The sequence below is a fragment of the Streptomyces sp. NPDC088706 genome (assembly GCF_044752765.1).
Classification (GTDB): Bacteria; Actinomycetota; Actinomycetes; order Streptomycetales; family Streptomycetaceae; genus Streptomyces.
The window spans coordinates 84,737-109,163 of sequence record NZ_JBIVLW010000016.1 but is presented as its reverse complement, the minus strand read 5'-3'; the positions used below and the strand labels follow the sequence as shown (position 1 = coordinate 109,163).

Genomic DNA, 24,427 nt, shown 5'->3' with positions numbered 1-24,427 from the left:
CCATGGCCATCACTGCTCTGCCCCCTGACACCGACACCGACATCGCTCGGGTCACCGAGGCCCTCGCCATGATCACCCCGCGCTGGAACGTGCGGATCATGCTGGCTCTCTCCGGCCCGCCGCTGCGGTACAGCGATCTGGCGGCCAAGGTCTCCTGGTTGCAGAGCGGCCAGCTTCACCCCAAGCTCAAGACCCTGTGCGACGCCGGCCTCGTCGAGCGTGTCGAACACTCCTCCCGGCACGTCACCTACGGCCACACCGAACGCGGAACCGCCCTGCTGCCGGTCCTGCCGATGATCGTCACCTGGGCCGAGGAGCACCTGGAGCAGGCGGACCACCCGCTGCCCGCGATCGAGCAGATCGAGGACAGTCTCACCCTGCTCACCCGGCGCCACGCCGCAGCCATCCTGTGGGTGCTCAAGTCCCGTCAGGAGGTCAGCGGCCGGGCCCTGGCCAGGATCGTGATGCCGAAGAGCGACTGGACGAACGTGTACCCGCCGCTGCGGCAGCTCGTCGCCGACGGCCTGGTCGACACCGACGGCATCGGCCGGCCCTATCGGCTGTCCGCGGCGGGCGACGGCCTGGGCCCCGTACTCGGCAGCCTGTCTGCATGGTCGGCCGGTCAGCCCCTCAACCAGGCCGCCCACCACCCCGTGTGGGGTCAACCCCAGGCGAAGCCCGCACCGAGGCCCTGGGTCAGCAGCCAGTCCCGGCCGGCCCCCGCGGCAGCCCCGCCCGCCGGGATTTGCGACCCCGCCCCGACGTGGCACAACCGCGATCTCTTCTCCCACGCCACGACCGTCCACCCGAAGGCGGCCATCCAGGCGGGAGGCCCGCGCCGATGAACAGCCCCTCCGCCAACCTGCGTGCCGCCGTCGACTTCCTGTCCTCACCGGCACTCATCCGGCTGATCACCGAGATCGACGACAACGGGCCGATCCCCCCGCGGAAGCTCGCCAACACCCTGCCCGACCTCCCCACGCACCACCTGCGCCGGATCAACCACTTTGCCCGCGTGCACGATCTCGTCCGCGCCGCGCCCGGCGTCGGCCTCGAGCTCACGACATCTGGCAGGGAGCTGGCCGACGTCTACGACGCGATAGCCCGATGGGCCCGACACCACGCCTACCCGACCCGCGTCAGCGACTTCACCAGCCGCATCCGGCACACCCTCAGCCTCGTGGAATCCCTCCCCGCCCCGGACCCGGCAGGAGGCTCCACCCGCCAGCCGGGCGTCGAACTGGTTGATGCCGAGCCCGGCTTCGAGCCGTCCGGACCACGGGCTCTGCTGCTCCAGTGGCTGGACGCCCATCCGCAGACCACCGCGCTCCTCGAACCCGATCCCGAATACGGGCGCGCCGCGTGAGCCTAGGCGTCGAACCCCGGCACGCCCGCCACCCCACCGGACTGATGGGCAGCATCTACCTGCCGCGCACGGCCGACGCGCTGGCTCTCGCGATGTCGACCTACGGCATTCCTCTGCTGGTCCTGGCCACCACGGACTCCGCCACGCTGACAGGCTTGGCCTTCGCCCTGGAGTGGATCCCCCGGCTGGCGGCGTTCGGGTGGGCTGGCACGGTCGTCGACCGGCGCGGGGCGGCGGTGGTGTTCCACCTCGCTTCCCTGGGCCGCGCGTTGGCGCTCGCCGCCGGGGCGGTCGTCCTCTACCTGCACCCGTCCGGCCACGTGGCGAGCGTGACCGTGATGGTGCTCGCCGCGACGACCGGCGTGCTCACCGAGTTCAGCTACATCGCCGCCGAGACCGCGGGCGGTGCCGCCGGCCGCAGGGCGGGACGGCGAGCCCACCGGGTGCAGGCCGTCCTGCTCGGCATCGACCAGACAGCGATGCTGGCGGGACCGGCGCTCGCTGGACTGCTTCTGCTGGCCGGTCCGCCGCCGATGCTCGTCGTGGTCACCGTGCTCTCGCTGATCGCCGCGCTGCTCGCCCTGCGTACACCCCCCTCGCCCGTAGTGCCGGCCCGTACGCCGAAGGGGCAGCAGAGTTCCGGCCTGCGCACCGGGTGGCGCACGATCCGCTCGCTGCCCGCGCTCGGCTGGCTCGTGACCGGTCTGACCCTGTCCAACCTGGCCACGGGGCTGCTCCAGGCGGCCGGCCCGGTGATCGTCGTCCAGCACTTCGGGCAGTCCACCACCGCCGTCGGCCTGGTCTGGTCCGCCGCTGCGGCAGCCACGCTCCTCAGCGTCACGATCTGCCGGTTCGCTCTCGACCGCCTCGGCCTGTGGCCGGTCGGCGCCGCCTGCGCGGCCCTCGCCTCGCTCGCCTGCCTCGCCGCCGCCAAGGCCCCCGACTACCGCTCCTACCTGGTCCTGGTCGCGGTCCTCATGGCGGCAGAGGGCGGCATGGCGGTCGTACTGCGCACCCTGCGCTCCCGGCTCATCCCCCCGGAGGCGTTCGGCAGCACCCTGTCGGCGACCATCCTCATCCTCCTGCTGCCTTTCCCCGTCGCCGGCGTGCTCACCGCGCTCACCCCGCCCGACGCGCTGGGCCACGTCATCACCGCGTGCGCCGCTCTGCAGGCCCTTGGCCTGCTCTGCGCCTTCGCCCGCCTTCGCACCGACCCCGCCCTGCGCACCTGAACCCGGCACGCCCCCAGCTTGTGGAGAACCTCATGCCCACCGCCATCCGCGGATCGCACCGCGCGACCGGTCGCAGTATCACCGAGCAGTTCCGCACCTTCGACGCCCACAACCCGCACGTCTACCGGGCACTGGAGCGCATGGCCGCACGCCGCCTGGCCGCCGGCGCGACCCGGATCAGCCTCAAGGACCTTTTCGAGGACCTGCGCCGTCAGCTCCCGCACGGCGTCGCCGGGCTGAACAACAACTACACCGCCCTCTACGCACGCCAGCTGATCGACGAACACCCCCACTGGGCACCTGCGTTCGAGCTGCGCCGCCGCCGTGCCGCCTGACCCGACGGCACCCGCTCTCTCGTCTTTTCCCCTGCTGTCCACCGATACGGAGCACCCCTTCTTGTCCGCTCGCCCCCTCGTCCTCATCGTGTCTCCCGGAGACGAGACCTATCGCGGCTACTGCCTTGAGCAGGTGGCCGCCGCGTACGACGTCGTCCTGCTCACCGGCACCGAGCCGTCGTGGGAGAAGCCGTTCATCGTCGACCATGCCGTCGTCGACCTGAGCGACCCTGCTGCACTGCTCGCCGGCGGCCGGTTGTTGGCCGAGCGTCACGACCTCGCCGGGGTGGTCACCTGGGACGAGTGGAACCTCCTCCCCACCGCCGTCCTCACCCACCAGCTGGGTCTGCCCTCGCCTTCCGTCGTGGTGATGCGAGCCTGCCGCAACAAGGCCACCGCCCGCACACTGTTCGCCCGCCACGGCGTACCGTCGGCCGGCTCGATGAAGGCACGGACCCTGCTGGAGGCGGGCCTGGCGACGATGACGCTGGGCTACCCCGCCGTCCTCAAGCCCGCCGCGTTCGCCGCCAGCATCGGCGTGATCCGCGTCGACCGTCCCGAAGACCTGCCCGCCGCCTTCGCGTTCGCCACGCAGGGCGCCAGCCGCAGCCGCGAGGACACCAGCGTCCTGGTCGAGGAATACCTCGACGGACCGGAGTTCTCCGTCGAATGCGTCACCCACCGCGGCACGACCACCGCGGTCGCCGTAACCCGCAAGCACCTGGGCCCCGCACCGTACTTCGACGAGACCGGCCACACCGTCGACGCCAACGACCCGCTCCTGGCCCAGGTCGCCCCAGCCGCCGCTGCCGCGGTCAAGGCCCTGGGGCTCACCGACGGAGTGCAGCACGTCGAGCTGCGCCTCGTTGACGGGCAGCCCCGGCTGATCGAGGTCAACGCGCGCATCGGCGGCGACATGATCGGCCACCTGGTCCACCTTGCCACCGGTATCGACCTGCCTCGGGCCGCTGCCGACCTCGCGTGCGGCCGGACACCGGACCTCACCCCGACCCGCAACGGGGCGGCAGGCATCCGCATGCTCTACCCGGACACCTCCGGCACCCTCACCGAACGGAACATCAACCAGCCCTTCGCCGCCCACACCCCGTGGCTGCGGCAGGTCCAGTGGATCCGCGAGATCGGCGACCAGCTCGTCCTGCCGCCCGACGGCGACCTGTACGTCGCGCGCGCGGGCTTCTATATCGTCACCGGCCGGACCACCGCCGAGGTCGCCGAACGCCTCGACACCGCCGCCGATGAGATCACCCTCACCACGAGGGCAGACCGGTGAACCACGAACCCGATCCGCACCACGAGATCGACGGTGACGTCTACGTCTCCCCGCGCTATCTCGCGTCGACCACCGGGACCGGTGACCCTGCCCTCGCACCGCTGCTCGACCTCGACTGGGACCTGCGGGTCGACGAGGACTCCAACGGGTACCTGACCGCACCCGACCGGCGCGTACGCCTGGGCTACCTGCCCGAAGGCGAGGACGACGGTCTCTGGCGCATCAACGCCTATCGCGACCCGTTCGGCCCACCGACCTGGGGGGCATGCTTCAACGACCGTGCTCCCACCGAGTTCGTCCAGGCATTCACCACCGCCCTCGCCGAGGCGTACAAGAAGGGACCGGACACCTACCTGGCCGGGCCGGCCGCCGGGATGGAAGAACACGAGGCGTTCCTCGCGTTCGTCCCGCTCCTCAAGCAGGGGTGGGAGATCGACAACCCGCGGTGGGGCGTCTTCGCAGTGCAGTCCCCGGATGGGCACTGTGGCGTGGAGTTCACCACCGGCACCCTGGACCCGGCAGCCGAACTGACCACGCGAGGAGCCCGCTGGCAGCTGTGGGCGGGCAGATCCATCGACCGGCCCGTCTGGTACGCCACGGCCAGTACCAACACCCCCGTCGCCCTGCTCACCGCCGTCACCGAGTCTCTCGCCAATCCGGCTCCGCTGCCCCGATGGCGAGAGAACACCTCCAGCTACATCAAGGGAATGGCCCAGCTCACCCCGATCCTCCCGCCCGCACCGCCGACTCCTACACCCCTCGACGTACGGCGGGCCCTCGCAGCCCGCCGCCCAGCCGCACTTCCCGCGGCCAGCGTCCCGCGCTGGAGCACCACCAGCCGGCCTGCCCTGCCCGGCCCACGCCGATAGGACCACACCGACCCCGACCTGGAGCCCCCTTGCCCCTCCAAGCCGCCGAGTTCTTCGCCGAGCTGTGCCTCCCCTTCCACGACCACACCGTCGTGGGCAACACCTACTTCGCCGCCCCCGTCCCCGGCGCACCCCTGCGGCTTCGGATCGACTTCGCCGACACCATCCACGCCGACACCTACGGAGGGCTGCGCGTGGCGGTCGTCCACCCGGACCGCGGTGAGACCGACGCGGTGGTGCTCAGCTTCCTGGACCACGGAACATTCCACCGCCGCGACGAGGCCAGCAACCGACGCCCCAACTCCAAGCACTACGCCACCTTCGACGAGTCCCACCTCCCCGGACGCCCGCCGTGGCACGGCGCTGTCGCCACCGGGCTGCGCGACGCCATCGAGAAGTACACCGCCGTCTGGTTCCCCGGCGCCTGGGCTGCCCACAGCCGGAGCCGGGCGATCGACCACGCCGTTCCCATGGCGCCCGGCGCACCGACGGTGAAGGCCGCACGCGGACGGTGAACCAGCGGCCCGATCGCCCTTCCACGCCCGACCTCCGGCAGGAACCGCCATGACGCCCCCGCCCCTTGACCCCTTCACCAACTTCGGCCCGGACCAGAATGTGAAGGTGCTGCCTCGCCACCTCGCCGGCCCAGGAGAGCGAGACCTTGCTTCGATCTGGCCCTTCCCCTTCGAGAACGGTTGGCACCTCCACCCGGCCGACGAGGGAATGGCGTTCTCCAGTAGCCCGTGCGCCCGGCTATGGACCCGCCTCGTCCTCGAACCCGACACGTCAGGTCAGGGAACGTGGACCATCGGGGCGAACCGCATCCCCTTCGGCCCCAAGGCGTGGGAGATCACGTTCGACGTCACCACCCCCGCCGAACTCGTGCGGGACGTGCACGCCGAACTGCTCGATGTCCACCTCGAAGACCGCTACAGCGACCGCGACTACCTGTTCGACGACGACACGGCCCCGCACACGGCGTACGCGCCGTTGTTCGCCCGCGGCTGGAGCCACGAGGTGCAGATGGTCGGCACGCAGACCTTCCGCTCACCGGACGGCCTCGGTGCCGTGCGCCACCGGTTCGCTCCCGGTAGATCCCGTGGACTGGATGATGCTGCCTGGACGGCCTGGGCCGGAGACCGGGCCAATCCGCACTGGACGGCACGCTTCACGCGCGGTGCCCCCGCCACGCTCGTCGCGGCCTTCACCGCTTCCCTGATCTCCACCGAACCGCTGCACCGCAGCGTCAAGGACGTACCGCTCGACTTCCGGCACAGCCTCTACATGGCAGCCGCGACAGGGCACCAGCCCACGGCGGTTCCACCCCCTGCGGGTCTGGCCCCCGGCCGGACCCGATGACACCTCCCACAACCCGTCAAGGAGCCTTCCTCCCCGTGCACGCACGTCTCGTACGATCCGCCGTCGCCGCCGTTTCGGTGGCCGGCACCCTCGCCTGGGCACCAGCCGCCAGCGCCCTGTCATCCGAGCCGACCCCCTCGGCCTCCGCCGCCCCCGCCGAAACCCCGGCCCAAGAGGCGGGCAGCGTAGAAATCACCAAGAAGGACCCGGAGGGGCAAACGCTGCTCGGTGCTGCGTTCCTGCTGCTCGACTCCGCCGGACAAGAAGCCGGAAGCGGGAAGACCGACGCTCAGGGCCGGCTGGCCTTCCCCGACCTTGAACCGGGCGTCTACCGGCTCAAGGAAACGGATTCCGGCAGCCCGCTCCACGGGGTCGTCGCCGACCAGGACGTCATCATCACCCCCGGCGCAACCACGCGGCTGACGATCACCGACCCGTTCAAGGCCGCCACCGTTCTCCTGCAGGCCAAGGACGATAAGACCGGACAGCTCCTGCCCGGCGCGACCGTCAACATCGGCACCGGCGCCTCGACGCTGCTCACCCTGACCACCGGTCCCAAGGGCACGGCCTCCGGAGAGCTGCCGGTGTCGAGTCGGAAGACAGAGTTCTGGGTCAAGGAGATCAAGGCTCCGGAGGGGTACGACCTCTACAAGCCGTCCAAGACGTTCACCGCGGGCCCCGGAGCCCCGGTCACCGTGACCGTCACCAACGCCAGGAAGGTCACCGACCCGAAGCCCGATCCCTCAGAGAAGCCGACGCACAAGCCCACCCCCTCCGCGTCCAGCCCCGGAAAGCCGAGCAGCGGTACGAGCGGGGCGACGCTCCCGGCCAAGGTCGCGCCCACGCCCGATACTGACTCCTCATCCGTGGCCGCAGCTCCGGTCGGGGGCTCCACGCCGACGGGCTCTCTTGCCCGCACCGGCGCCGATGCCACACCGTGGCTGATCGGCGGCGCGGCCGTGCTCATCGCAGCCGGCGGAGGCTCTCTCCTCCTGGCACGTCGCAACCGTCCGGTCACTCGGGTCGACGGGTCTACCGACCGCTGACTCGATCTTCGCGCCCGTCCACGACGGAGCCCCCGGATTCCACTGCCTGGAATCCGGGGGCTTCGTCGTTCACCGCGGATCGTCCTGGCGCACCAACACGTGATGCCCGGCCCCGCCGGTACGAGACGCGAACCGTGCGCGACAGGTCAAGCGTCGCCGCAGCGAGCTGGGACTAGGCACGCGCGGCGAGTAGGTCGCACGGGCTGCTCAGGACCTCTGGGGTCGGAAGGGGGACAAGGGGAGCCGGACGGAGGGCAGGCGTACTGCCTGGATCGGGCCGAGCGCTGCTGCTGCAGCGCGAAGAGCTTTGTCATAAGAGCCGAAGCCAAGGAGTTCGGCGGAACAGGCAGGGCAGTCACCGGGTCGGCGGGCGTGACCGGCGCTGCGATCTGCGGAACCTCGGACGTGCGAGAAGGCATCGTCCGGGAAGTCGGCGCGCACGGCATGCCAGGTCCCGGCCCGTTCCGCCTCGGGAAGTCCGGCTGCTACCGCCGGGCGCATCGGTGGGAGGAGGCGTTGGTGGTCCTGGACGAGGAACACGCGGTCGGTGAAGTCGACGGTATCCCCCTCGGGGCGCTCTTGCTCCAGCCAGGCTCGGGCCTCCTCTCGGGTGCCCGGCCCCCACAGGTAGTCCGTCGGAAACCGTGTGGTCTCGTACCGGGTGTCGAACTCCGCCCAGTGAGCGTCATCCCATCGGCTGCCCGGTACGAAGGGGATGGACCGCACCACCACGTGCTGGTACGCCTCGTCCCTGTGGTCTTCCTTGGGATCGGAAAGGATGAACGTGCCGGCGGGCTCCATTCGCGTACTCCCGGACTCGTTCCAGCTCAGCACGGCGATCTCCCGGCGCAGCGGGGCCGGATAGAGGCGCCCATCGGTAGTGGCTTGCCCCCACAGCTGATTGATCAATTCCGCTAGATCTCGCACCGTTCGGGCTGCCTCGACGGGGGTGTCGACATGGTGGCCGGACGGGTGGGCCACATGGTTGCGCAGCTGGGCGAGCGCGCCCTCCACCGTGCGGCTGCGGCGCCCTCGGAGCAGACCCGCGGCCCGCGCCCATAGGCGCAGTCCGTGCAGCATTCCGTTGAACTCGACGGCGTGGGCATTTACAACCAGCTTCGACCGCTCGCGCAGCATCATGCCCGCGAGCTTCTTCACGTCGTCGTATGACGTGACGGAGCAGGAGACGTCCGGGTCGTTAGGACGACGGAACGTGATGGTGCCGACACACCATTCCATGAAGCGGTCGCGCAACGCCTGCTCGTAGATGAGGAGCGCTTGGTCGCCGACCAAGGTGTACACGTCGTAACACAGCACGCCGTAGGCGAAAACGGTGCGCAGCCGCTCGAAAGAGTCACGTGTTCCGGCCGCGACGCCGTCCGCCAGGTCGCAGTCCGCGATCTGGCGCTGCTGAAACTCCGCAGCGTGCTCGGGCTCCATACGACCGCCGAACGCATAGGGGTTGAACGCCAGAGACAGACCGTCCGCGGTGCGCAGTTCTGCAAGAGGCCGGATCTCCATGCACTTCTCCTCGCGATGGGAAACGGGCCAGCATGTACCAGAAGGGCCTTCGTCGGCCACTTCTTTTCCTTCGCGTGGCTCCGTGGTTTCGTCGCGAAACGGACTGCGCCAGCAGTTCGCCGGGGGCAGACAAGAAAGATCGCGGAAAGACTGGCCAAGGTGCGTTGACGCATGTCAACGTAGACGACCTGGCAAGAAATGCCAGGTCAGAGAGGTGATTGCCGTTGACCGTAGCTCCTGCCGGCTTTGGTTTCTCCACCACCATCGAAGCCCTGCGTCTGCGCGAGTGGCAGCTTGGCCGCGGCCGACCCACGCTCGTGACAGATCAGTTTTCCGCTGACGACTTCCACCTGATCGTGCATGACCGGGCGGACGTGCACATCAGCTCGAAGGACGGCTGCTTCTACCTCGGCTGGTTCCCAGGTGGCCGTCCCGGTACGGATGGTGAGGGGTGGACGATCGCCGTCACCGGTACGGCCGAGGTGCCCGGCTACCACATGTCGTTCGACACCGAGACACCGGCTGACCTTGTCGCCGCAGTGGTGGAGCGCGTGCTGGCGACCTCACATCGCGTATGACTGCGGCGACTTCTACCGTCACCGCTCACCGGCCGATCCGTATTGCCGTCCCCCCGTTTCCCCACCCCAGGAGGCTGTTTCGTGACGTCCTCGGAGATGACCGTCGGCGATCTCATCGATCTGCTGTCCGCCCGTGACCTGAAGGCTCCGGTCCGCCTGGCCATGAACCCGTTCTTCCCGATGGCGCACCGCATCGAGCGAGTGGTGGCGTCCGTGGACGAGACCGGTCGGATCGTCGTCTATCTCGCCGAAGGACGGGACGCGGACGCCCAGCTCGGCCATCTGCCGACCGAGGTCGCTGTCGCCCTGACGTGGCAGGGCCCCGTTCAAGCGCCCACGCGCCGCGCCCGCCGTCGTGCCGGCGGCAATTGAATCCGCACCGAGCCTTTGGAGGCGCCCCTGTACCCCGAATTCCCGACCGACCCCTCCGCCGCTCGCGGTGGCCCGCCTGCGTTCTGGGTCGGCCCGCGACACCTTGCCGGTGACGACGGGCGCCTCTACGACGCCGTTGCCGACACGCTGTCCGGCCTGGGCTGGACGAGCCTGACGGTTGTCCGCGGACGGCACGAGCCGGATGAGGCACCGGAGGACCGCCAGGTCGTGCGCAGCACCGTCCTGCATATCAGCCCCGATGCCCGTCGCTGGGCCCAATGGGCGCTGCCGGACGAGCCGTTCCTCTTGGGCGGACTGCCGGTCGCCTGGCAGGTCTCCGCCCGAGCCGAGTCGAGTAGCCCGCTCGCCCAGTGGTCGGCCTACTTCACCCGCGAAGTCCCCGGCGAGGCAGTGGTCGACTTCCTTGTCGCGCTGGACGCGAGCGACCAGCCGACCGAGCCGCTCACCGGACCCGAGCTGGTCCTTGACGCTGTTGCCGCTCATGGATGGTTCCGCGACCTCGACCAGCCGGAGGGGGCAGCGGCGGACCCGACGTTCACCTCGCAGATCAGCCTCGGCGAGGTTCCGCCGCTCATCCAGGACTCCGACCCGCGCGTCCTCGTGGCCGAGTACGACGGGGCAGGTCTGGCCGGGTGGCAGGCGTGGGCCGAACCCGCGCTCGGCGCACCGTGGTTGTGGGCGGCATCGTTCGCCGCCGGCGTCCCGCATCATCTCGTCGCCGCCTTCGCCGCCGCTCTCAGCTCGACCGCACCGGTCCTGCGCCGGGTGCTGCCCGCAGCTACACAGGAGCGGCTGCTGCGGGCACCGGCCAGTTAGGGCGCACACGCGTCTTCTCCATTCTTCTGCCCTGAGGAGGTGGGTGTTTGCTCTTCGCGGGTTGTGACTGGTCGGACCAGTGGCTCGACGTGGCCGTGGTCGACCGGTCGGGTGCGGTCGTCGGCGAGACCCGGATCGTCTACGCCGAGGCCCCGGACCCTGTTGCCTGCTACCGGGAGTTCCTCGCGCCGCTGGCTCGCAGATGGCGAGCGACGGTCACCGGGATCGAGGACGTGAACATCCTCTTCGCCCGCGCGCTGGCGGCTTCGGGGCTGGAGGTCGTTCACGTCGACCCCACCCGGGCCGCTCGTCACCGCACGGCACAAGGGATCTCCAAAACAGACCGCGCCGACGCGAGGCTGATCGCCTCGATGACTCTGGCGGGCCAGGCTCGTCCGGTCGTTGCATCCTCTCCGGAGGCAGAGGCCCTGCGCGTCGTGGCGCACGCCCACCGAGCAGCCGTAGCGCGCCGCACCGAAGCCCTGCACGCCCTGCGGGCGGGGCTGATGCGGATCTGGCCGGCGGCCGTATCGGCGTGGCCGGCGAGCGTCGGCGGACTGCGCAGCGCCTAGGCGCGAGCCGTGCTCGCCGCTGCCCCCACCCCGCGTGCGGCAGCCCTGCTGGACCGTACGGCTCTGGTTGCGCTGCTGTCCGCGGCGGGCCGCAAGCGCTCGGTTCAGAACGAAGCAGAGCGTTTGCGCATGATCTTCCACCGCCCGGCAATGCTCCTCGAACCCCGGGTCGAGGCCGCCGAAGGTCTGCGTATCAGCCACCTTCTGGCGGCCCTCGACCACGCAGTGCGCAGGGCCGACGAGCTGGAGCGGGACTTGGAGCGGCACTATGCCGCCCACCGGTTTCATCCGCTGGTGAAAGGCGTTCCAGGGATCGGGACCGTCCTCGGTGCCTACCTCCTGGCGGAGATCGGCGACCGGCCCGTCGAGCGCTTCGGCAGCGGACGCTCCCTCGCGGCCTACGCGGGTGTCGCCCCGGTCACCTGGGCCTCCGGCCAGACCGTGCGGGTTGCCTACCGGCGGGCGTCCTCCAGGAACCTGAGAAGCACGCTCCACACCACGGCCTTCTCCCTGGTCGCCCACTCACCAGGAGCCCACGCGTACTACACGATGCGCCGCTCCGCAGGTGACGCGCACGCCACGGCCTTGAGGAAGCTGGGACGCAAGGTCGTCCTCTGCCTCTACCACTGCATGGCCACCGGACTGCCGTACGACGACGGCGCAGCGTTCGGCTACGACCCCGCCGCCGACGACGCTCCCAGCCTCCCGAGGCGGCTACCGCTCGACGAGAAGCAGATCATGCTGGCTCGCGAAACGCTCGCCGCCCCCGGAACCACCGTCACGGCCACCGCCCGGACCTTCGGGGTCAGCACGCAGACGATCTATCGACACGTTCTCGGCCGATATCGCACCCGATGACACGGTGAGGTACTCGCTTTGTCCGAGGGCGGAGGCGTTCACCGCGCAGGTGGTGAAGGCCCCCGCTCTCGGCCGGAGCGGGAGAGGCGGGCGGGCCGTGGTACGCCCGAAGGTACCTCCGGGCCGTGAGCCCCGACGTGGGAATGGCGCCCACGGTCCCGTCCGCCTCGCCGGACACCAACGAAGCCCGGCCTCCCCGTACGGGGAGGCCGGGCTTCACGCATGCGCCGGGCACGGCGACTCGACGGCCCAGCAGCCTTCACAGGCTGCGAAACCGACCCACGCAGGGCGTCGCTCGCGCTGAACGACGCCCGGTGGGTAATTCCGTCTCAACTCCCTGCCGCGGCCTTGTCGAGAGCCTTGTCGAGGTGGCGGTCGACGAGGGCCGGGGAGCCGGAAACGATCAGCAACAGGCTGCCCGCGCGGATCGCGGTCTGCTTGACCACGGTGCTCCGCCCTGCGGCGGAGGCCGTCAGGAGCTGGCTCCACTGCTCGTCACCAAGACCGCGCGGCGGGGACAGCTTCTGGGAGGCCATGTTGATAGGGGTGCCACCCGCGACGACCTGATAGGTCGAGCACCCGGTCATCGCCTCGAAGATCCGGCCGATGCCTTCGGACAGCTTGTTCGCGCTGTCGCTGTACAGCTCCTCCGAGACCTCCGAGGAGCTGCCGTTGTAGGTGAAGGAGACCCTCGCCTTGCGCGGGAAGGACAGGCTGCCACCGATCGCGGCGTCACCGCCCAGCTCGTTCAGGGCCGGGCAGCCGACGACGGTGACGTCGTCGTGCTGGGCAGGGCGCTCCGGCTTGCGCAAGTAGCCGCTCCCGAGGTCGCCCTCGTCGAGCAGGCGCGACTCCAGCGCGGCCGACGAGAGGACGGTGGTGCCACTCGTCGCCTTCCCGGGACGTGCGGCCGGTCCGGTGGTGGGCTGGCTGTCGACGGAGTCGGTGGAGCAGGCGGGTACGGCGAGGAGGGCGGCGGTGATGCCGAGGATGGTGGTGGCGACGCGAACGCGCATGACGGAACTGACCCCTTGGTGCTAGGCGACGGGTGGTCAGTACGGGCCCGCAGGCCCGGTGGGGTCGTAGGAGTGGTGGTCAGTGCCCGAGGTGGCGCAGGCAGTCCTCGAACGTCGCGTGCGTCGCGTCCGCCGGCCCCGCATGCCGGTTGTACCACGCGGTGTCGAGGCGCGTCTCCTGCTGCTGGTGACCAGCCCGGCAACGCAGCCAGATCTCGTCCCGGGTGGAGAGGATGAGCCAGTCCCGGTATTCGCCGCACTCGGTGCAGGCGGCCATCTCGCCGTCGAGGACGAGCGGCTGCGTCCACGGCATCATCCTGCCGTCGAGCTGGTCGTGGCTCGGCACCCGCAGCTCCGGCGGCAGGAAGTCGTCCACCATTGCCATCGGCCCGGCGTGCTCCGGTTGAGCCGTCGGCTCGCCGAGGCCCGGAGGGACCTGGTTCTCCATCCGCGCATGCCAGTCGGCTACCTGGCGCTCCGCCACGCTCGGTTCCTTGGCCCTGCGGCGTATTCGGTGAAACACCCTGGCGTCCTCCTCTGCCTCGTCCAACTCGCTTCATGATCGTGCCCTAGGGCCCCAGCGGTTTCAATTCACGAAGTCCACAGCGCTCGCTCCCGTATCGCTGCGGTGGGGTGTGCTGACCAGCACGTCCGGTGCTCGGCGGGGCTCACCGAGCCTGCCTCGGCGTCTCTGGCCCGTTGCGACGTCTGCCTGGTGTGGAGGGTCGGGTCGTCGGCCTGCGCGTTGTGGTCCGGCTGTATGCCGTGCCCGTCTCGGGGAGGACGGAGGCGTCGGCGGGCAGGTCGGCCGTCCGCCGGAGCCGCCACACCAGGACGTCGCTGACGTTGTCCGCGGTGTCGAGTTCCCGGCGTTCCACGGCAGCCGAGAGGAGGACGGCTGGGTCGTGGCCGGCGGCTTCGGCTTCGGTGATGGTCGCGGCCAGGGCGTACCAGCCGGGCTCGGCGAGTATCTGCTCGGCCAGCCTCGGAAGGGTGTCGCGCAGCAGTGCGGTCTGCCGCTGGATCACCGGCCTGCTCAGACGCCGTCCCCGCGCGTGAAGCACGCCGAGGGGCTGAGCGGCGGCGGGCTGGTAAGCGGAGCGCAGGTGCTCGGCGGCCCGCGCAGCAGCCTCCGCCTGCTGTGCGTGCCCCTTCCGTGCGTGCCAGTGCGCGGCGACGGTGATCAGGAAGAACAGCATGTCGATCGCCATCGCGGTGCTCGCGCCGTCCTCACCCCGGCCCAGAACCGCCCCGCCGTGGACGAGGTCGCGGGCCGCCTGACGCAGGGCCCGGTCGTGTCCGCGTATAGCGCGTACGTGGGAACGGGAGGCACGCTCGAAGGCCGTTGCGGCGGCGCGGAGTTCGCGGCGGGTGTGAGCGGCGGACGTGGTCGCGAGAGCGTCCAGGACTTCGCCGGCGGCGGCGATGTGGGCTGCGGCGACGGCGTCTTCACCGCGCTCGATGACGAGTACCGCCTGCCACGCCGCTGATGCCGTGGTCCGCCGGGCGGCGGCCGGGGTGCTCGGCCTCGTACGGATCTTGTCGTCCTGGTCGGAGGCCGGGTCGCCGGACCAGCGCTCGCGGATGCGTGGCAGTGAGAGGTCGGGGGCCAGGCGTGCGCCGGGGTAGAACACCGGCTCGCCGTCCTTGTTCAGGTCGTCGTGCAGCGCGACCTTGTATCCGAGCAGGTCACCGGAGGGCGCGGTGCGCTTGCGGATCAGCAGGCCGGCGGAGGCGAGCCGCGCGAAGAACTCCTCGTCGCTCCTCGCGCCGGTCACCGACCGCCGTACGGTCTCGCGGAGTGTTTCGCGGGCGGTCCGTTCGCGGCCCTGACGTTTCGCCTTGTGCCGTTCGGCGCTGGTGGGCCGCTGTGCGGCGGTGCCGTCACCGGGTGCGACCTGGTGGAGTCCAAGTTCCTTCTCGATGAGCCGGGCTTCGGCCTGGGCGCGGGCGCCGGAGCGGTAGTCGTCGGGGCGGTGGCCGTCCTCGGTGACGAGGGTGGCGACGATGTGGATGTGGTCGTCGGCGTGCCGTACGGCGACCCAGCGGCAGCCGGACTGTCCCTCGCCGGGGTCGATGCCGGTGGCGGCGACGATCCGGCGGGCGATGCCGGCCCACTCCTCGTCGGACAGGATCCGGTCGCCCGGGTCGGCGCGTACGGAGGTGTGCCAGACGTGCTTGGCCGGGCGGGCGTGCCGGGCGAGGGCCATCATCGGCTGGTCCAGGAGCTTCGTGAGGTCGGTGAGGGTGGCGTTCGGGTCGCGTCCGGGGTCGGGGGACATGCTGTCGAAGGAGGCGACGAGATGGGGGTCGGTGTGGTCCTCGTGCTTGCCGGTGTCGTAGAGGTAGTAGAGGAGACCTCGGGTGTCCGACCCTGATGGATTGACGCTGGGGATCATGAGTTGTTGCCCTCGATCAAGCGTGTGGCGGCTTCGTGGGCGGCCTCGGCGGCGTGCCGTACGGCGGCGATGGTCGCTTCGAGTTGGGGAGCGTCCGCGCCGGAGTTGAGTGCCTTGACTGCCTGGTTGAGGTTGCTGCCGGCCCAGCCGAGCCGACGGCGGCTATCGAACAGGGCGACGATCACTTCGCGTTCGTCGGCGATCTCGGCGCTGGTGCGGTCGAGGTCGCGGGCGGCGGCGAGAGCGGCTCGGGCGAGGAACCCGGCGACCGACAGCTTGCAACGGTCGGCGGCGGATCTGATCAGGGCGTATTCGTCTTCGTTGAATCGCGTGGCGGGCTGGCGCAGGCGCTTCTTCTCGGGCGGTTGACGCGGTCGCTGACGGGAGCGAGAAGCTCTCTCTCGGCGGGTTAGCGGCTGCGTCTGCTTCTCCTCCTGCCTCGGCTTCGATCCGCCCCCGGTCGAAGCCTGAAGGACCTGCGCCCCCCGGTGCAGGTCCGATCCCGCCCCCTTGGGGGCGGGATCGGCGGAAGCTATGCTTCCGCCCCAACTTGCTCGACCAGGCACCGAGTTGATGTCGCGAGCTGGGTCCGGGGCGGTGCCGTTCTCGGGAGCGTTCGTCATCGGGATTCGGGCCTCGTGGAGCGGATTCGGTGCTGGATGGACGCGGTCAGCGCCAGGAAGCCTTCCGGTCCGTGCAGGACGCGGACGGGGGCGTTGGGACGGTCCTGGACGAGCCACTGGCCAGTAGGCGTGATGACGGCGGCGTGCAGGAGCCGTCGGCGGACCAAGACGTCCGCCCAGGCGCCGGCCTCGGCGACGGTGGGCTCGGATGACCGAGGAAAACGCGGAATCACAGCGATACCTCCCAAGCGGAACGGTGGCCCGGCACGGAGCCGGACCACCTGTTGTGAATAGGGCCATTGAGCTGGGGTTTTGACAGGTCAGCCGCACTCGATGCAGCGCCCGACGTGGGTGGAGAGCGCGCGGGCCATCTGCTGTTTCGCCGACGTGGCCAGCTTCGCGCTGGACTTTCCCGAGGGCCTGCCCTCGTACCGCTGGGAGTGGGCCAGCATGAAGCTGATCTCCCGCTCGAACTCCGCGCGGACGGTGTCGAACCGGCGACAGGTCTTCATCAGGCGGCGCTCCTTGCCCGGGTGGTGTCGGCACTCCGTAGTTCGCCGAGTACGAGGCCGATTCGGCGGTTTCCCACGCCCGGCAACTTATGCGCGTGGATGATTTCCCGCAGCTGTCTCCGAGTGACCGCTTCGTTTCGGTCCCGTTCGAGCAGAGCGGGGACGTGCGGGAGTGCACCCCGGACGAGCTTGCGCTCGGTGGCGGTCAGCGTGCCCGACGGGCGCCGCGCCTGAGAGGCGCGGGGCTGGCCGCACTGCTCCTTCTTCGTCCCGGTCCCGGTCCCGGTGGTGGTCCCGGCGTCGGTCCCGGTGGTGGTCCCGGTCCCGGTCCCGGTGGTGGTCCCGGCGTCGGTCCCGGTGGTGGTCCCGGCCTCGGTCCCGGCGTCGGTCCCGGTGGTGGTCCCGGTCCCGGCCTCGGTCCCGGCCCCGGTCCCGGTCCCGGCCTCGGTCCCGGCCTCGGTCCCGGTCCCGGCCTCGGTCCCGGCCCCGGTTTCTGTCTCCGGAGCCGTCTCGCTGGGGACCGGTCCCCGAGGAGTCCCCAGTCCTCCTTCCGGGACCGGCTGGTCGGGACCGTCGGGACCGGTGGCTGGGACCGGAGCAGCCGATGCGCTGCTGCTCGCCGGGGACCATGGGGAAGGGAGCGGGACCGTGGCGAGCGTGAGAGCGTGTCGCCGGGCGGCGAGTTGGTCGAGTAGCTGTGCCCGCTGGAGTGGATCGGTGCCGACCGCGGCCCTGCCCACCGCCTTCGATAGACGTCGGGTCAGCCACCGGCCTCGACGGTTTCGCTGCTGCGTGGGAGTACGGTCCGCGAGCCGGGCGGCAAGGGCGACCGCGCGGGCGGTGGCTCGGTCCCGGGTGATCTGTGCGGCGTCGCGGTCTCGCGCGGCGATGCCCAGGCGGGAGAGCAGCCGTTCGCGGGCCTCGCGCCCCAGTACGGCGACCAGCCCGTTCGACGCGGCGCCAGGGGTGCGCAGCCGTAGTTCGATGCCCATGGCCAGATGCCACAGCATCGCCGCCATGATCGGCCCGACGAAGGCTCGAACGGTACCGCCGACCGGGCCGCTCTCGGCGTAGGCGGGGATCACCTGCACCGAGGTGATCACCCAGACCAGCGTGCCCGGTAGTCCGGGGGCGCCTTGGACGGCGAGGTTCTGTCGTGCCATCAGCGCAGTGGCGAAGAGCGCGAGTTCCGCTGCGGCGAACATGGCGGCCCGCTCGGCCGTGCCGGCCATGTCGAGGTAGTCGGCGGCGAACCGCCAGCTCGTGTCGGCGCTGTAGGCCGTGCAGCCCAAGGCGGCGACGGCGGCGACCTTTACCGCCGGTCCGCCGACACGGTTCTGCGTTCGGGTTCCCCGGCGCCGGATGGCCCAGGCGGTCAGCACGAGCGCGAGGGTGGCGGGCACGACGGCAGCCAGGAGGAGAGGGAGGTCCGAGGTCGCGCCGAAGGCGAGTACGGGGTGGGTCATGCGGCCTTTCCGAAATGGGCGTGCGTCGGGGACGACGCTGCCGGGCGGGGTGCGGGCTGCTGGGTGCCGGTGGCTGCGGGCGTGGGAGTTCCTTTGGCCTTCGAGGTCTTCTTCCGCTTCTTCTTGGGGCGAGGCGCCCCGTGGTGACGGTCGCGGTCGAGGACCTTGTTGGCTGCCTGTCGGAGCAGGTCGCGGGCGTGCTTGTGGCTGATCCGCAGGGCGACGGCGAGCCGGTCGGGCAGCCAGCCACGGACGTAGGCGTGGTCGATGACGACCTGCCGCTCGGTTTCCGTCAGGTGCACGTCACGCCCCTGGAAGAAGGCGATCACACGCCGGTAGTCCAGGCGCTTCTGGAGCTTGTCGTGCAGCGGGCGGCGCTCGGCCTCGGTCAGGCCACCCCACACGCCTTCCTTGAGGGCGTTCTCCAGGGCGAAGTCCAGGCACTCGCGACGTACGGGGCACCAGCCGCACAGCTCCTTAGCCTCCGCGATCTCCTCGTGGTCCCGGGGGCCGGGGAAAAAGACGGCCTCGGCGTCCTCGGTGTCCATGCCGTGGCAGGTGCCGCGGGTCTGCCAGCTCGTGTCTCCGATGCCGCGCAGGCCGGTGGCCGGCGCGGCATGGGTAGTGATGTGGCGCAAGTTGGGTCTCCGATGTGCTGCCGCACGGACCGGCGGGCGCGGTGCTCGGCGGGTGCGGCGTCGGGTGCCGGCTGCGGCGCGGAGGCGCGCGCCGCAGCCGGAGCGGGACGGTGGTTTCAGGTGGCCGTGCAGCGGACGGGGTGCACGTGCCGGGAGCGCCGGTCAGGCGAGGGCAGGCCGCCGGGTCTGCTCGGTGAGCTGTGCCTGCTGGGCGGCGGCGAGATCGAGGCGGCTGGGGTGCGTGGCGCAGGGGGCGGTTCCGCGGGCTCCACCGTCGGGACCGATCCTCCGGCGACGGCATGAATCGCCGGGCTGGGCCAGGCACCACGCGCACCGCACGCTCAGGGCGTCGGGCAGCCCCTGCGCGACAGCGGCCTCTCGGGCTGCGCGGGCGGGCCGGAAGGGAGCGAGGGCTGCTCGGGCGGCGGGCGGTATGCAGGAGCCGATCTCCCGCAGCCTTGCCTCCAGCCTCGGGTCGGCTCCCGCGCGGCCGGTGGCGATGGCCCGGGCCTGCGCGGGTTGGACGGTGCCGGTGGCGACGGCTCGGCGCGTACCGACCAGCTCCGCGGTCCAGGCAGCCTGGTCGTCCGGGTCGACGGACGGCGTCGGGTCGGAGTGCCTGGCCAGGCGGTCGCGCCGGTAGCTCTCCCAGGGACGGGCTATATCCGCAGGGAGGATCGGGTACGGCGAGGTGCGGATGTGCTGCCGGGCCACGGCGAGCGCATCCCAGCCGTACGGAGTGGCCGTCGGCACGTCACCGAGGAGTTCGTGCCACTGGGCGAGCTGGTCGGCCACCTCGCCCTTGTCGGTGCGGATGGTGCGGGGGTCGAGCCGGCCGATGTAGGCCAGCAGGGCAGCGATTTCGCGGCGGTCCACGGTCAGCCCTCCGTTCCGGTCGGCTCGTCGAGGGCGGCCAGCAGGGCGGCGGTGTGGGCCTCGGCCCGCGTCATCCCGCCAGGAGCGCCGCCCTTGCTGCCGGGCACGGCGTGGAGGTTCGGGCGGCCGGGAGCGTGCTCTCGGGCGACCCAGGACTTCCAGTCCGCAGCCCAGGCGTCCGCCGGCCTCGGCTTGAAGTCGGCGCGATGGGCACGCCACTTCGCGTCGGCTGCCTGGAGGCCCTGCTCGCCGAGGCGGTCGAGGTGCCCCTGCTGGCGGATCCAGGAGTGGGTGGCAGGGTCGACCCGCCACTCGGCAGCGGAGATGACGGCAGCACCACTACTGCTGTACCTCCGGTTCAAATCAGGTTCACTACGGTTCTGTGTGCCGGTGACCGGCACATCGCTGTGCCGGTCACCGGCACGCCGGGGTGCCGGTTTCCGTCGCGGCCTGCCGGTTCCCGGTACTGCCGGTTTCCGGCCCCTCGCGGGGGATTCCGGCACCTCACGCGAGCGGATTCCGTACCGCCGCAGAGCCGAGAGCTGAAGCTTCGCGGGCCCCGTGGGCGCGTCGGCGCCCCCCGTCTCGCCGTCCTCCTCCTGCTGTTGCTCGCGCCGGGCCTGTACGAGGGCATCGGCGGCGAGGGGCAGGCGGTAGACCGTGCTGCGCTGCGGGCCGACGAGGTCGTCGAGCTGTTCCAGTTCCTCGGCGAGGACCAGGCGCTCGATGGCTTCGCGCACCGTGGAGACCGAGGCGCGCGTCCGCTTGGCCAGGCTGGACAGCGAGGCCCAGGAGATGCACTGGTCGTCGGTCACCCGGTCGGCGATCGACAGCAGGACCAGGCGCGCGGCACCTCGGCTGGAGCTGTGCTCCCAGACCCACTCGCGGGCTTCGCTGCTCATCGCCCGCTCCCGGTGACGGGACGAGCCTGGACGAGGCGTTCCGGCTCGGGCCGCAGAAGCGCCGAAGCGTGGATGGCTGCCGCGCAGACCGTACGAAACGGCTTTTTGCGCAGGACAGGAGACATGCGATACTCCCCTTTGCAGTGTTGCCACGCTGAAGCGCCCCTCGGAAGGACTCAGCGTGGTGATGGTGGGCAATCTCCGCCCTTGCAGGGGCGGGTATGCCGCTTAGCGTTCGGCGTCCGGGAGTTACCGCTCCCGGACGCCGCCGCTGTCTTACGGGACCTACCGGTCCCCTCCGTGCTCGCCGGCTCCTCACGTCCGCCGCCGCGGGCGGGCTGCCCGGGGGACGACGAACATACGCACGGACCCGCGTCAAGATCCAGACTTGGTTCTTAAACCCTGTACTAGTTGCAGAGAGTCACCCCGCGAGGCGTGAGCAGGACTGCGGCCCGCTCCGGACCCGCTGCCTGACAGCGCCTGTCGGTATGCCGGCATCAGGGCCAGTCCTACCTGTTCGTGGCAGAACCCGGGGTGCCTGCCTGGCGGTCAAGGGGAATAGGGTGACCCGCGAGGGGTTCCCCCTCCGGCTCTGCAACGAAAAGTATCTGATGTAGGTTTTGGTTGCAAGACCTTGTTGTGCGGCTCCACCGCCACCCACCAGCACGTTCAGGAGTGTCAACCTTGCCGCCACGCCGGTTTAACGGCCCTCAGTTGATGAGAGCGCGCCGCGCCGTCGATGTTTCTCGGCGCGATCTGGCAGCTGCGGTGGGGGCGAAGTCGCAGGCGGTTGTCGGGGACTGGGAGGCGGAGAGGACGTTCCCGGCCGGGGAGAAGCTCCCGGCCATCGCTCGGGGGGTTCGCGCCGATATCGACGTTCTCTTCCCCCGCGAGGGTGCGTGCGATCTGGCCGACCTGCGATGTGACGCTGGGTACGCGCAGTTTGCCGCCGCAGAGGCGGTCCAGATCAGCAAGTACAGCCTGAGCCGTGCCGAGCGCGGCGCGCGCCGGCTCAACGAGGAGTGGATCGCCCCCCTCGCGGCGCTGTACGGAGTGGACGAGGACGAGCTGCTTGCTGCCCAGCGCCGGTCCTTCGGCGAGGAGGTGCCAGCCTCTACGCCAGCAGCGCTGCCGCCGCTCACCGAGGCGCTCCGCGCCCTGGTCGCCGACCGCTTCCCGGACGGTGCAACGTCGCCCGACACGATCGCGGCGGGGGTCAACAGCGAAGCTGGCGCCGAAGTCGTTCGAGGGGACCAGGTCGAAGCCCTGCTCCGTGGCATACCGGCCGAGCGCGTCTTCGGGGATGCTCGGGTAGCCCGGGCCGTAGCTATCACCGGCATGGCCGGCTACTTCGGCGTGTCCGTGCTCCATCTCGATGACGATCCCGAGAGCCGAGTCCTGGACGACCTTCGTTACCTCGCGAGTCGCTACGACGTCGACCTCGCCGCTCGCAGCGGCGAGGGTGGCGTCACGCCCGAGATGATCGGCCTGCTGTCGGGCCTGCTCAGCCCTGGGCGGGCCGACCTCTCGGAGACATGACACGGCCGAAACTGCTTACGCCCAAGTAGACGCCGGGCTCTGGCCGCCGGATTGAAGGGCAGTGTCGATGGGCGGTTCGCCTGCCCGCAGGTGCAGAAGCTGCACCAGCGGGTCGGGCACGGGCACCGCGGCGACCCGCGCCAGCCAGTTCGCTTCGGCGATAGCGCTCGTCAACGGTTTCTCGCGCACTCTCCTGGAGGGCACGGCGCAACGCTTACCCGATTTCTGACTCTGCTGAGCGGCCCTGATCCAGTACGCCTCGGCCGCTGCTTGGGGGTCGTCGTGGGACTCGGCCAGGTCCTCGGCGACGTAGAGCAGGTCTGGGGAGGCGTGGTGGCGCAGCTGCTCGATTCCGCTGGCGATTTCCTGCGTCCGCCGGTCCAGGCGTACGTCGAGGGAGGGGGCGCAGCGCAGCGACTCGAAGATCCTCGCTCCCGGTCGCTCCAGCGCAAGGTGCGGGAACGCGTTCATGAGGTCTGACCAGAGCGGGTCAAGCTTCTGCAGAGCTCTCCAGGCGTTCCAGCGGGTCGAGAGCGCCATGGTGGACGGTACGGCGGCGCCGGCGGCCCAGAGGCAGGCGACCACCATGTTCACGGAATCAGCCACCGTGCGCATCGTGAGCGCGCTGACCTCTGGCGGGATCCACATGGTCACGGTGCGAAGAACGGGATAGATCGTGTAGATCGCCATGGACGTTGCCATCAGTGCCAGCCCGATCCTCAGCGCGCGCTTCTCGGCCCGTCGGGCTGCCCGAGCCCATTGGTACCCGCAGGTGGCCGCAGCCACCCCGAGGTAGGTGTACTGGATCGTCAGAAAGAGCGCGCCGCCCCACTGGCCGGCCTGCGCGGAGGCGAAGTCGGTACTCGGGTGACTCCGGTCGACCACGGTGAAGAAGAGCACGACCTGGACGACCATCGCCGCCAGTGCACACGTGTGCGCCACATGGCTGATGCGCCGGCTTATGGCAATGTGCCGGTCGGTGCCCCCCGAGGGCTCCCCGTAGACGGCCGTGATGTAGCGGAGGCCCGCGAGGATCGCGACAAGAGACGTCTGGTATTTCAGCAAGGCCGAGAGGTCCGTCACGGGCGAGGTGTCCAGCGCCTGCTTCACTTGCGGAACCCTGCACCAGACGGTGGCGGCGAAGGCGGCAGAGCACGCCCACAGGGCTCGCCGCATCGGATCGCCGTGCCTGAGAGCCGGGAAACGCCATACCGCCGTGATGGTCATTCCGATGGCCACGGCCCAAAGCATGGTGGTCATCTACGCGACCTCTTCTGGTCGAGGGCCGCGCCGCGCGAGAGGGTGCGACAAAGTCGACTCCAGCCTGCTGACCAGGTCATACCCTGATTCGCGGCTCCGGCCGATCCGTTGCTTGATGAGGTACGCGGACGCCTCGGCCTCACGTTCGTCCACGCTTCGGTACCGAGCGTGTGCGTGAACAGGTGCCCCCTGGAATGCCTCCGTCACGCCGTGCTGCAGAGCGGTCGGCAGGGGCTGTATCGCCTCGGCGAGCGGGACGGTGGTGCCGTGGTCCAGCCACTCGTGGGCCAGGACGTGCAGCACTACGTGCTCGGTCTGGTGCGGAGTGGGCCGAGGGTGATAGATCACCCAGGTGCTCTCGGGGCCCCGGAGTCGCAATCCGCAGGCCGTTTGGAGATTGGCTTCAGGCGCATCCAGCGCAACAAACCGGATACCGCGTCCACTGGCCGCCTCCATCGCGCCCACCAGGGCGGGAAGGGAGAACGGATCCGGGACCGGCAGGTCGGCAACCTCCCTTGCGCAATACCTGAGCAGTTTGCGCCTTTCGCCTGCATCACGCAAGGCCCGCAGCATGGTTCTCACCCCAGCTTCCATCCGATCGAAACCGGGCGATTGCAAGCTCCTCCCCGCATGCCGAAAGGGGGCATGCGGGAAGAGCAGATCCCGGAAGGCCGACCATATGCCGGTCGTCTGGTGTCCTGGAAGCGGGGGCAGGCCGAATTCCGGTTCGCCCGATTTGACCGAGACAGGCGAAACGGTAAAGACTTCTTAGAAATTCACGTGAGGCGAATCACCTTGACGCGGGCGATCTAAAATGTCTTGTCGCGGATAGTGGATGCCTAACGTCCCCGTCAAGGGTTGGGTTGTTCTACCTCGGGGCTCCGCATTCTGTTCGTTGCAGAATTCTGTTCGTTGCAGAATGTACCAGCGCGCCTATGGCTTCGGCATTAGACCCTCGCT

At 70.3% G+C, this 24,427-nt stretch carries 27 protein-coding genes; 15 read left to right on the top strand and 12 right to left on the bottom strand.

Features of this window, described 5'->3' with window-relative positions:
* Positions 1-2 precede the first annotated feature (2 nt).
* The 9 genes from ACIQAK_RS27565 (at position 3) to ACIQAK_RS27525 (ending at position 7,498) form a co-directional block, all read left to right on the top strand.
* Positions 3-845 carry a helix-turn-helix domain-containing protein gene (locus tag ACIQAK_RS27565; RefSeq protein ID WP_366392429.1) on the top strand — a complete coding sequence of 281 codons (843 nt, stop codon included), beginning with the start codon at positions 3-5 and terminating at the stop codon, positions 843-845.
* Positions 842-1,366 carry a regulator gene (locus tag ACIQAK_RS27560; RefSeq protein ID WP_366392430.1) on the top strand — a complete coding sequence of 175 codons (525 nt, stop codon included), beginning with the start codon at positions 842-844 and terminating at the stop codon, positions 1,364-1,366. Before ACIQAK_RS27565 ends, ACIQAK_RS27560 begins: the two co-directional genes overlap by 4 nt.
* A complete protein-coding gene (locus ACIQAK_RS27555; protein WP_366392431.1) occupies positions 1,363-2,598 on the top strand; it encodes an MFS transporter in 1,236 nt (411 codons plus the stop codon). The genes ACIQAK_RS27560 and ACIQAK_RS27555 overlap by 4 nt, the downstream gene beginning before the upstream one ends.
* Positions 2,599-2,630: 32 nt before the next feature.
* Entirely contained in the window at positions 2,631-2,933 is a 303-nt protein-coding gene (locus tag ACIQAK_RS27550) for a hypothetical protein (RefSeq protein WP_366392432.1), read from the top strand.
* 61 nt (positions 2,934-2,994) lie between these two features.
* Complete coding sequence (locus tag ACIQAK_RS27545) at positions 2,995-4,224, top strand: ATP-grasp domain-containing protein (RefSeq protein ID WP_366392433.1); 1,230 nt, start codon at positions 2,995-2,997, stop codon at positions 4,222-4,224.
* On the top strand, positions 4,221-5,093 hold the full coding sequence (locus ACIQAK_RS27540) for a DUF317 domain-containing protein (RefSeq protein WP_366392434.1): 873 nt from the start codon (positions 4,221-4,223) through the stop codon (positions 5,091-5,093). Before ACIQAK_RS27545 ends, ACIQAK_RS27540 begins: the two co-directional genes overlap by 4 nt.
* A 29-nt stretch (positions 5,094-5,122) precedes the next feature.
* Complete coding sequence (locus ACIQAK_RS27535) at positions 5,123-5,608, top strand: hypothetical protein (RefSeq protein ID WP_366392435.1); 486 nt, start codon at positions 5,123-5,125, stop codon at positions 5,606-5,608.
* A gap of 49 nt (positions 5,609-5,657) precedes the next feature.
* Complete coding sequence (locus tag ACIQAK_RS27530) at positions 5,658-6,452, top strand: DUF317 domain-containing protein (RefSeq protein ID WP_366392436.1); 795 nt, start codon at positions 5,658-5,660, stop codon at positions 6,450-6,452.
* Between the two features lie 35 nt (positions 6,453-6,487).
* Positions 6,488-7,498, top strand: a complete 1,011-nt coding sequence (locus tag ACIQAK_RS27525) for a SpaA isopeptide-forming pilin-related protein (RefSeq protein ID WP_366392437.1) — start codon at positions 6,488-6,490, stop codon at positions 7,496-7,498.
* 207 nt (positions 7,499-7,705) lie between these two features.
* On the opposite strand, the gene ACIQAK_RS27520 is transcribed toward ACIQAK_RS27525, so the two are convergent.
* On the bottom strand, positions 7,706-9,019 hold the full coding sequence (locus ACIQAK_RS27520; RefSeq protein WP_366392438.1) for a hypothetical protein: 1,314 nt from the start codon (positions 9,017-9,019) through the stop codon (positions 7,706-7,708).
* A 224-nt stretch (positions 9,020-9,243) separates the two neighbouring features.
* Between ACIQAK_RS27520 and ACIQAK_RS27515 the strand changes: the two genes are divergently transcribed.
* The 5 genes from ACIQAK_RS27515 (at position 9,244) to ACIQAK_RS27495 (ending at position 12,236) form a co-directional block, all read left to right on the top strand.
* Positions 9,244-9,597, top strand: coding sequence for a DUF317 domain-containing protein (locus ACIQAK_RS27515; protein WP_366392439.1), 354 nt, complete (start codon positions 9,244-9,246; stop codon positions 9,595-9,597).
* Between the two features lie 81 nt (positions 9,598-9,678).
* Positions 9,679-9,969 carry a hypothetical protein gene (locus ACIQAK_RS27510; protein ID WP_366392440.1) on the top strand — a complete coding sequence of 97 codons (291 nt, stop codon included), beginning with the start codon at positions 9,679-9,681 and terminating at the stop codon, positions 9,967-9,969.
* Between the two features lie 15 nt (positions 9,970-9,984).
* Complete coding sequence (locus ACIQAK_RS27505; protein ID WP_366392441.1) at positions 9,985-10,806, top strand: DUF317 domain-containing protein; 822 nt, start codon at positions 9,985-9,987, stop codon at positions 10,804-10,806.
* Positions 10,807-10,853: 47 nt separating this feature from the next.
* Positions 10,854-11,378: a transposase gene (locus tag ACIQAK_RS27500; RefSeq protein WP_366392442.1), complete on the top strand. Its 525-nt coding sequence runs from the start codon at positions 10,854-10,856 to the stop codon at positions 11,376-11,378.
* Between the two features lie 9 nt (positions 11,379-11,387).
* Positions 11,388-12,236 (top strand): transposase, encoded by an 849-nt coding sequence (locus ACIQAK_RS27495; protein WP_366392443.1) that lies wholly within the window; start codon positions 11,388-11,390, stop codon positions 12,234-12,236.
* 329 nt (positions 12,237-12,565) lie between these two features.
* On the opposite strand, the gene ACIQAK_RS27490 is transcribed toward ACIQAK_RS27495, so the two are convergent.
* The 9 genes from ACIQAK_RS27490 to ACIQAK_RS27450 form a co-directional block, all read right to left on the bottom strand.
* The gene (locus tag ACIQAK_RS27490; RefSeq protein ID WP_366392444.1) at positions 12,566-13,252 is read right to left on the bottom strand and encodes a hypothetical protein; all 687 of its coding nucleotides are present in this window, start codon (positions 13,250-13,252) and stop codon (positions 12,566-12,568) included.
* 79 nt (positions 13,253-13,331) lie between these two features.
* Complete coding sequence (locus tag ACIQAK_RS27485; protein ID WP_366392445.1) at positions 13,332-13,775, bottom strand: hypothetical protein; 444 nt, start codon at positions 13,773-13,775, stop codon at positions 13,332-13,334.
* Positions 13,776-13,920: 145 nt separating this feature from the next.
* A complete protein-coding gene (locus ACIQAK_RS27480; protein WP_366392446.1) occupies positions 13,921-15,651 on the bottom strand; it encodes a relaxase/mobilization nuclease domain-containing protein in 1,731 nt (576 codons plus the stop codon).
* Entirely contained in the window at positions 15,648-16,274 is a 627-nt protein-coding gene (locus tag ACIQAK_RS27475) for a hypothetical protein (protein WP_366392447.1), read from the bottom strand. Before ACIQAK_RS27475 ends, ACIQAK_RS27480 begins: the two co-directional genes overlap by 4 nt.
* 320 nt (positions 16,275-16,594) lie before the next feature.
* A complete protein-coding gene (locus tag ACIQAK_RS27470; RefSeq protein WP_366392448.1) occupies positions 16,595-16,786 on the bottom strand; it encodes a hypothetical protein in 192 nt (63 codons plus the stop codon).
* Positions 16,786-18,252: a hypothetical protein gene (locus ACIQAK_RS27465; RefSeq protein WP_366392449.1), complete on the bottom strand. Its 1,467-nt coding sequence runs from the start codon at positions 18,250-18,252 to the stop codon at positions 16,786-16,788. The genes ACIQAK_RS27470 and ACIQAK_RS27465 overlap by 1 nt, the downstream gene beginning before the upstream one ends.
* Positions 18,249-18,890, bottom strand: coding sequence for a WhiB family transcriptional regulator (locus ACIQAK_RS27460; protein ID WP_366392450.1), 642 nt, complete (start codon positions 18,888-18,890; stop codon positions 18,249-18,251). The genes ACIQAK_RS27465 and ACIQAK_RS27460 overlap by 4 nt, the downstream gene beginning before the upstream one ends.
* 162 nt (positions 18,891-19,052) lie before the next feature.
* Positions 19,053-19,766 carry a hypothetical protein gene (locus ACIQAK_RS27455; protein ID WP_358889176.1) on the bottom strand — a complete coding sequence of 238 codons (714 nt, stop codon included), beginning with the start codon at positions 19,764-19,766 and terminating at the stop codon, positions 19,053-19,055.
* Positions 19,767-19,768: 2 nt separating this feature from the next.
* Positions 19,769-20,668 carry a helix-turn-helix domain-containing protein gene (locus ACIQAK_RS27450; protein WP_366392451.1) on the bottom strand — a complete coding sequence of 300 codons (900 nt, stop codon included), beginning with the start codon at positions 20,666-20,668 and terminating at the stop codon, positions 19,769-19,771.
* 717 nt (positions 20,669-21,385) lie between these two features.
* Here ACIQAK_RS27450 and ACIQAK_RS27445 point away from each other — a divergent pair.
* Positions 21,386-22,207: a helix-turn-helix transcriptional regulator gene (locus tag ACIQAK_RS27445; protein WP_366392452.1), complete on the top strand. Its 822-nt coding sequence runs from the start codon at positions 21,386-21,388 to the stop codon at positions 22,205-22,207.
* Positions 22,208-22,222: 15 nt separating this feature from the next.
* Here the strand turns inward: ACIQAK_RS27445 and ACIQAK_RS27440 are convergent, their stop codons facing one another.
* Both ACIQAK_RS27440 and ACIQAK_RS27435 read right to left on the bottom strand, forming a co-directional pair.
* Positions 22,223-23,467 carry an MAB_1171c family putative transporter gene (locus ACIQAK_RS27440; RefSeq protein WP_366392453.1) on the bottom strand — a complete coding sequence of 415 codons (1,245 nt, stop codon included), beginning with the start codon at positions 23,465-23,467 and terminating at the stop codon, positions 22,223-22,225.
* Positions 23,468-24,049, bottom strand: a complete 582-nt coding sequence (locus tag ACIQAK_RS27435) for a hypothetical protein (protein WP_366392454.1) — start codon at positions 24,047-24,049, stop codon at positions 23,468-23,470. It abuts the gene before it with no gap.
* Positions 24,050-24,427 lie beyond the last annotated feature (378 nt).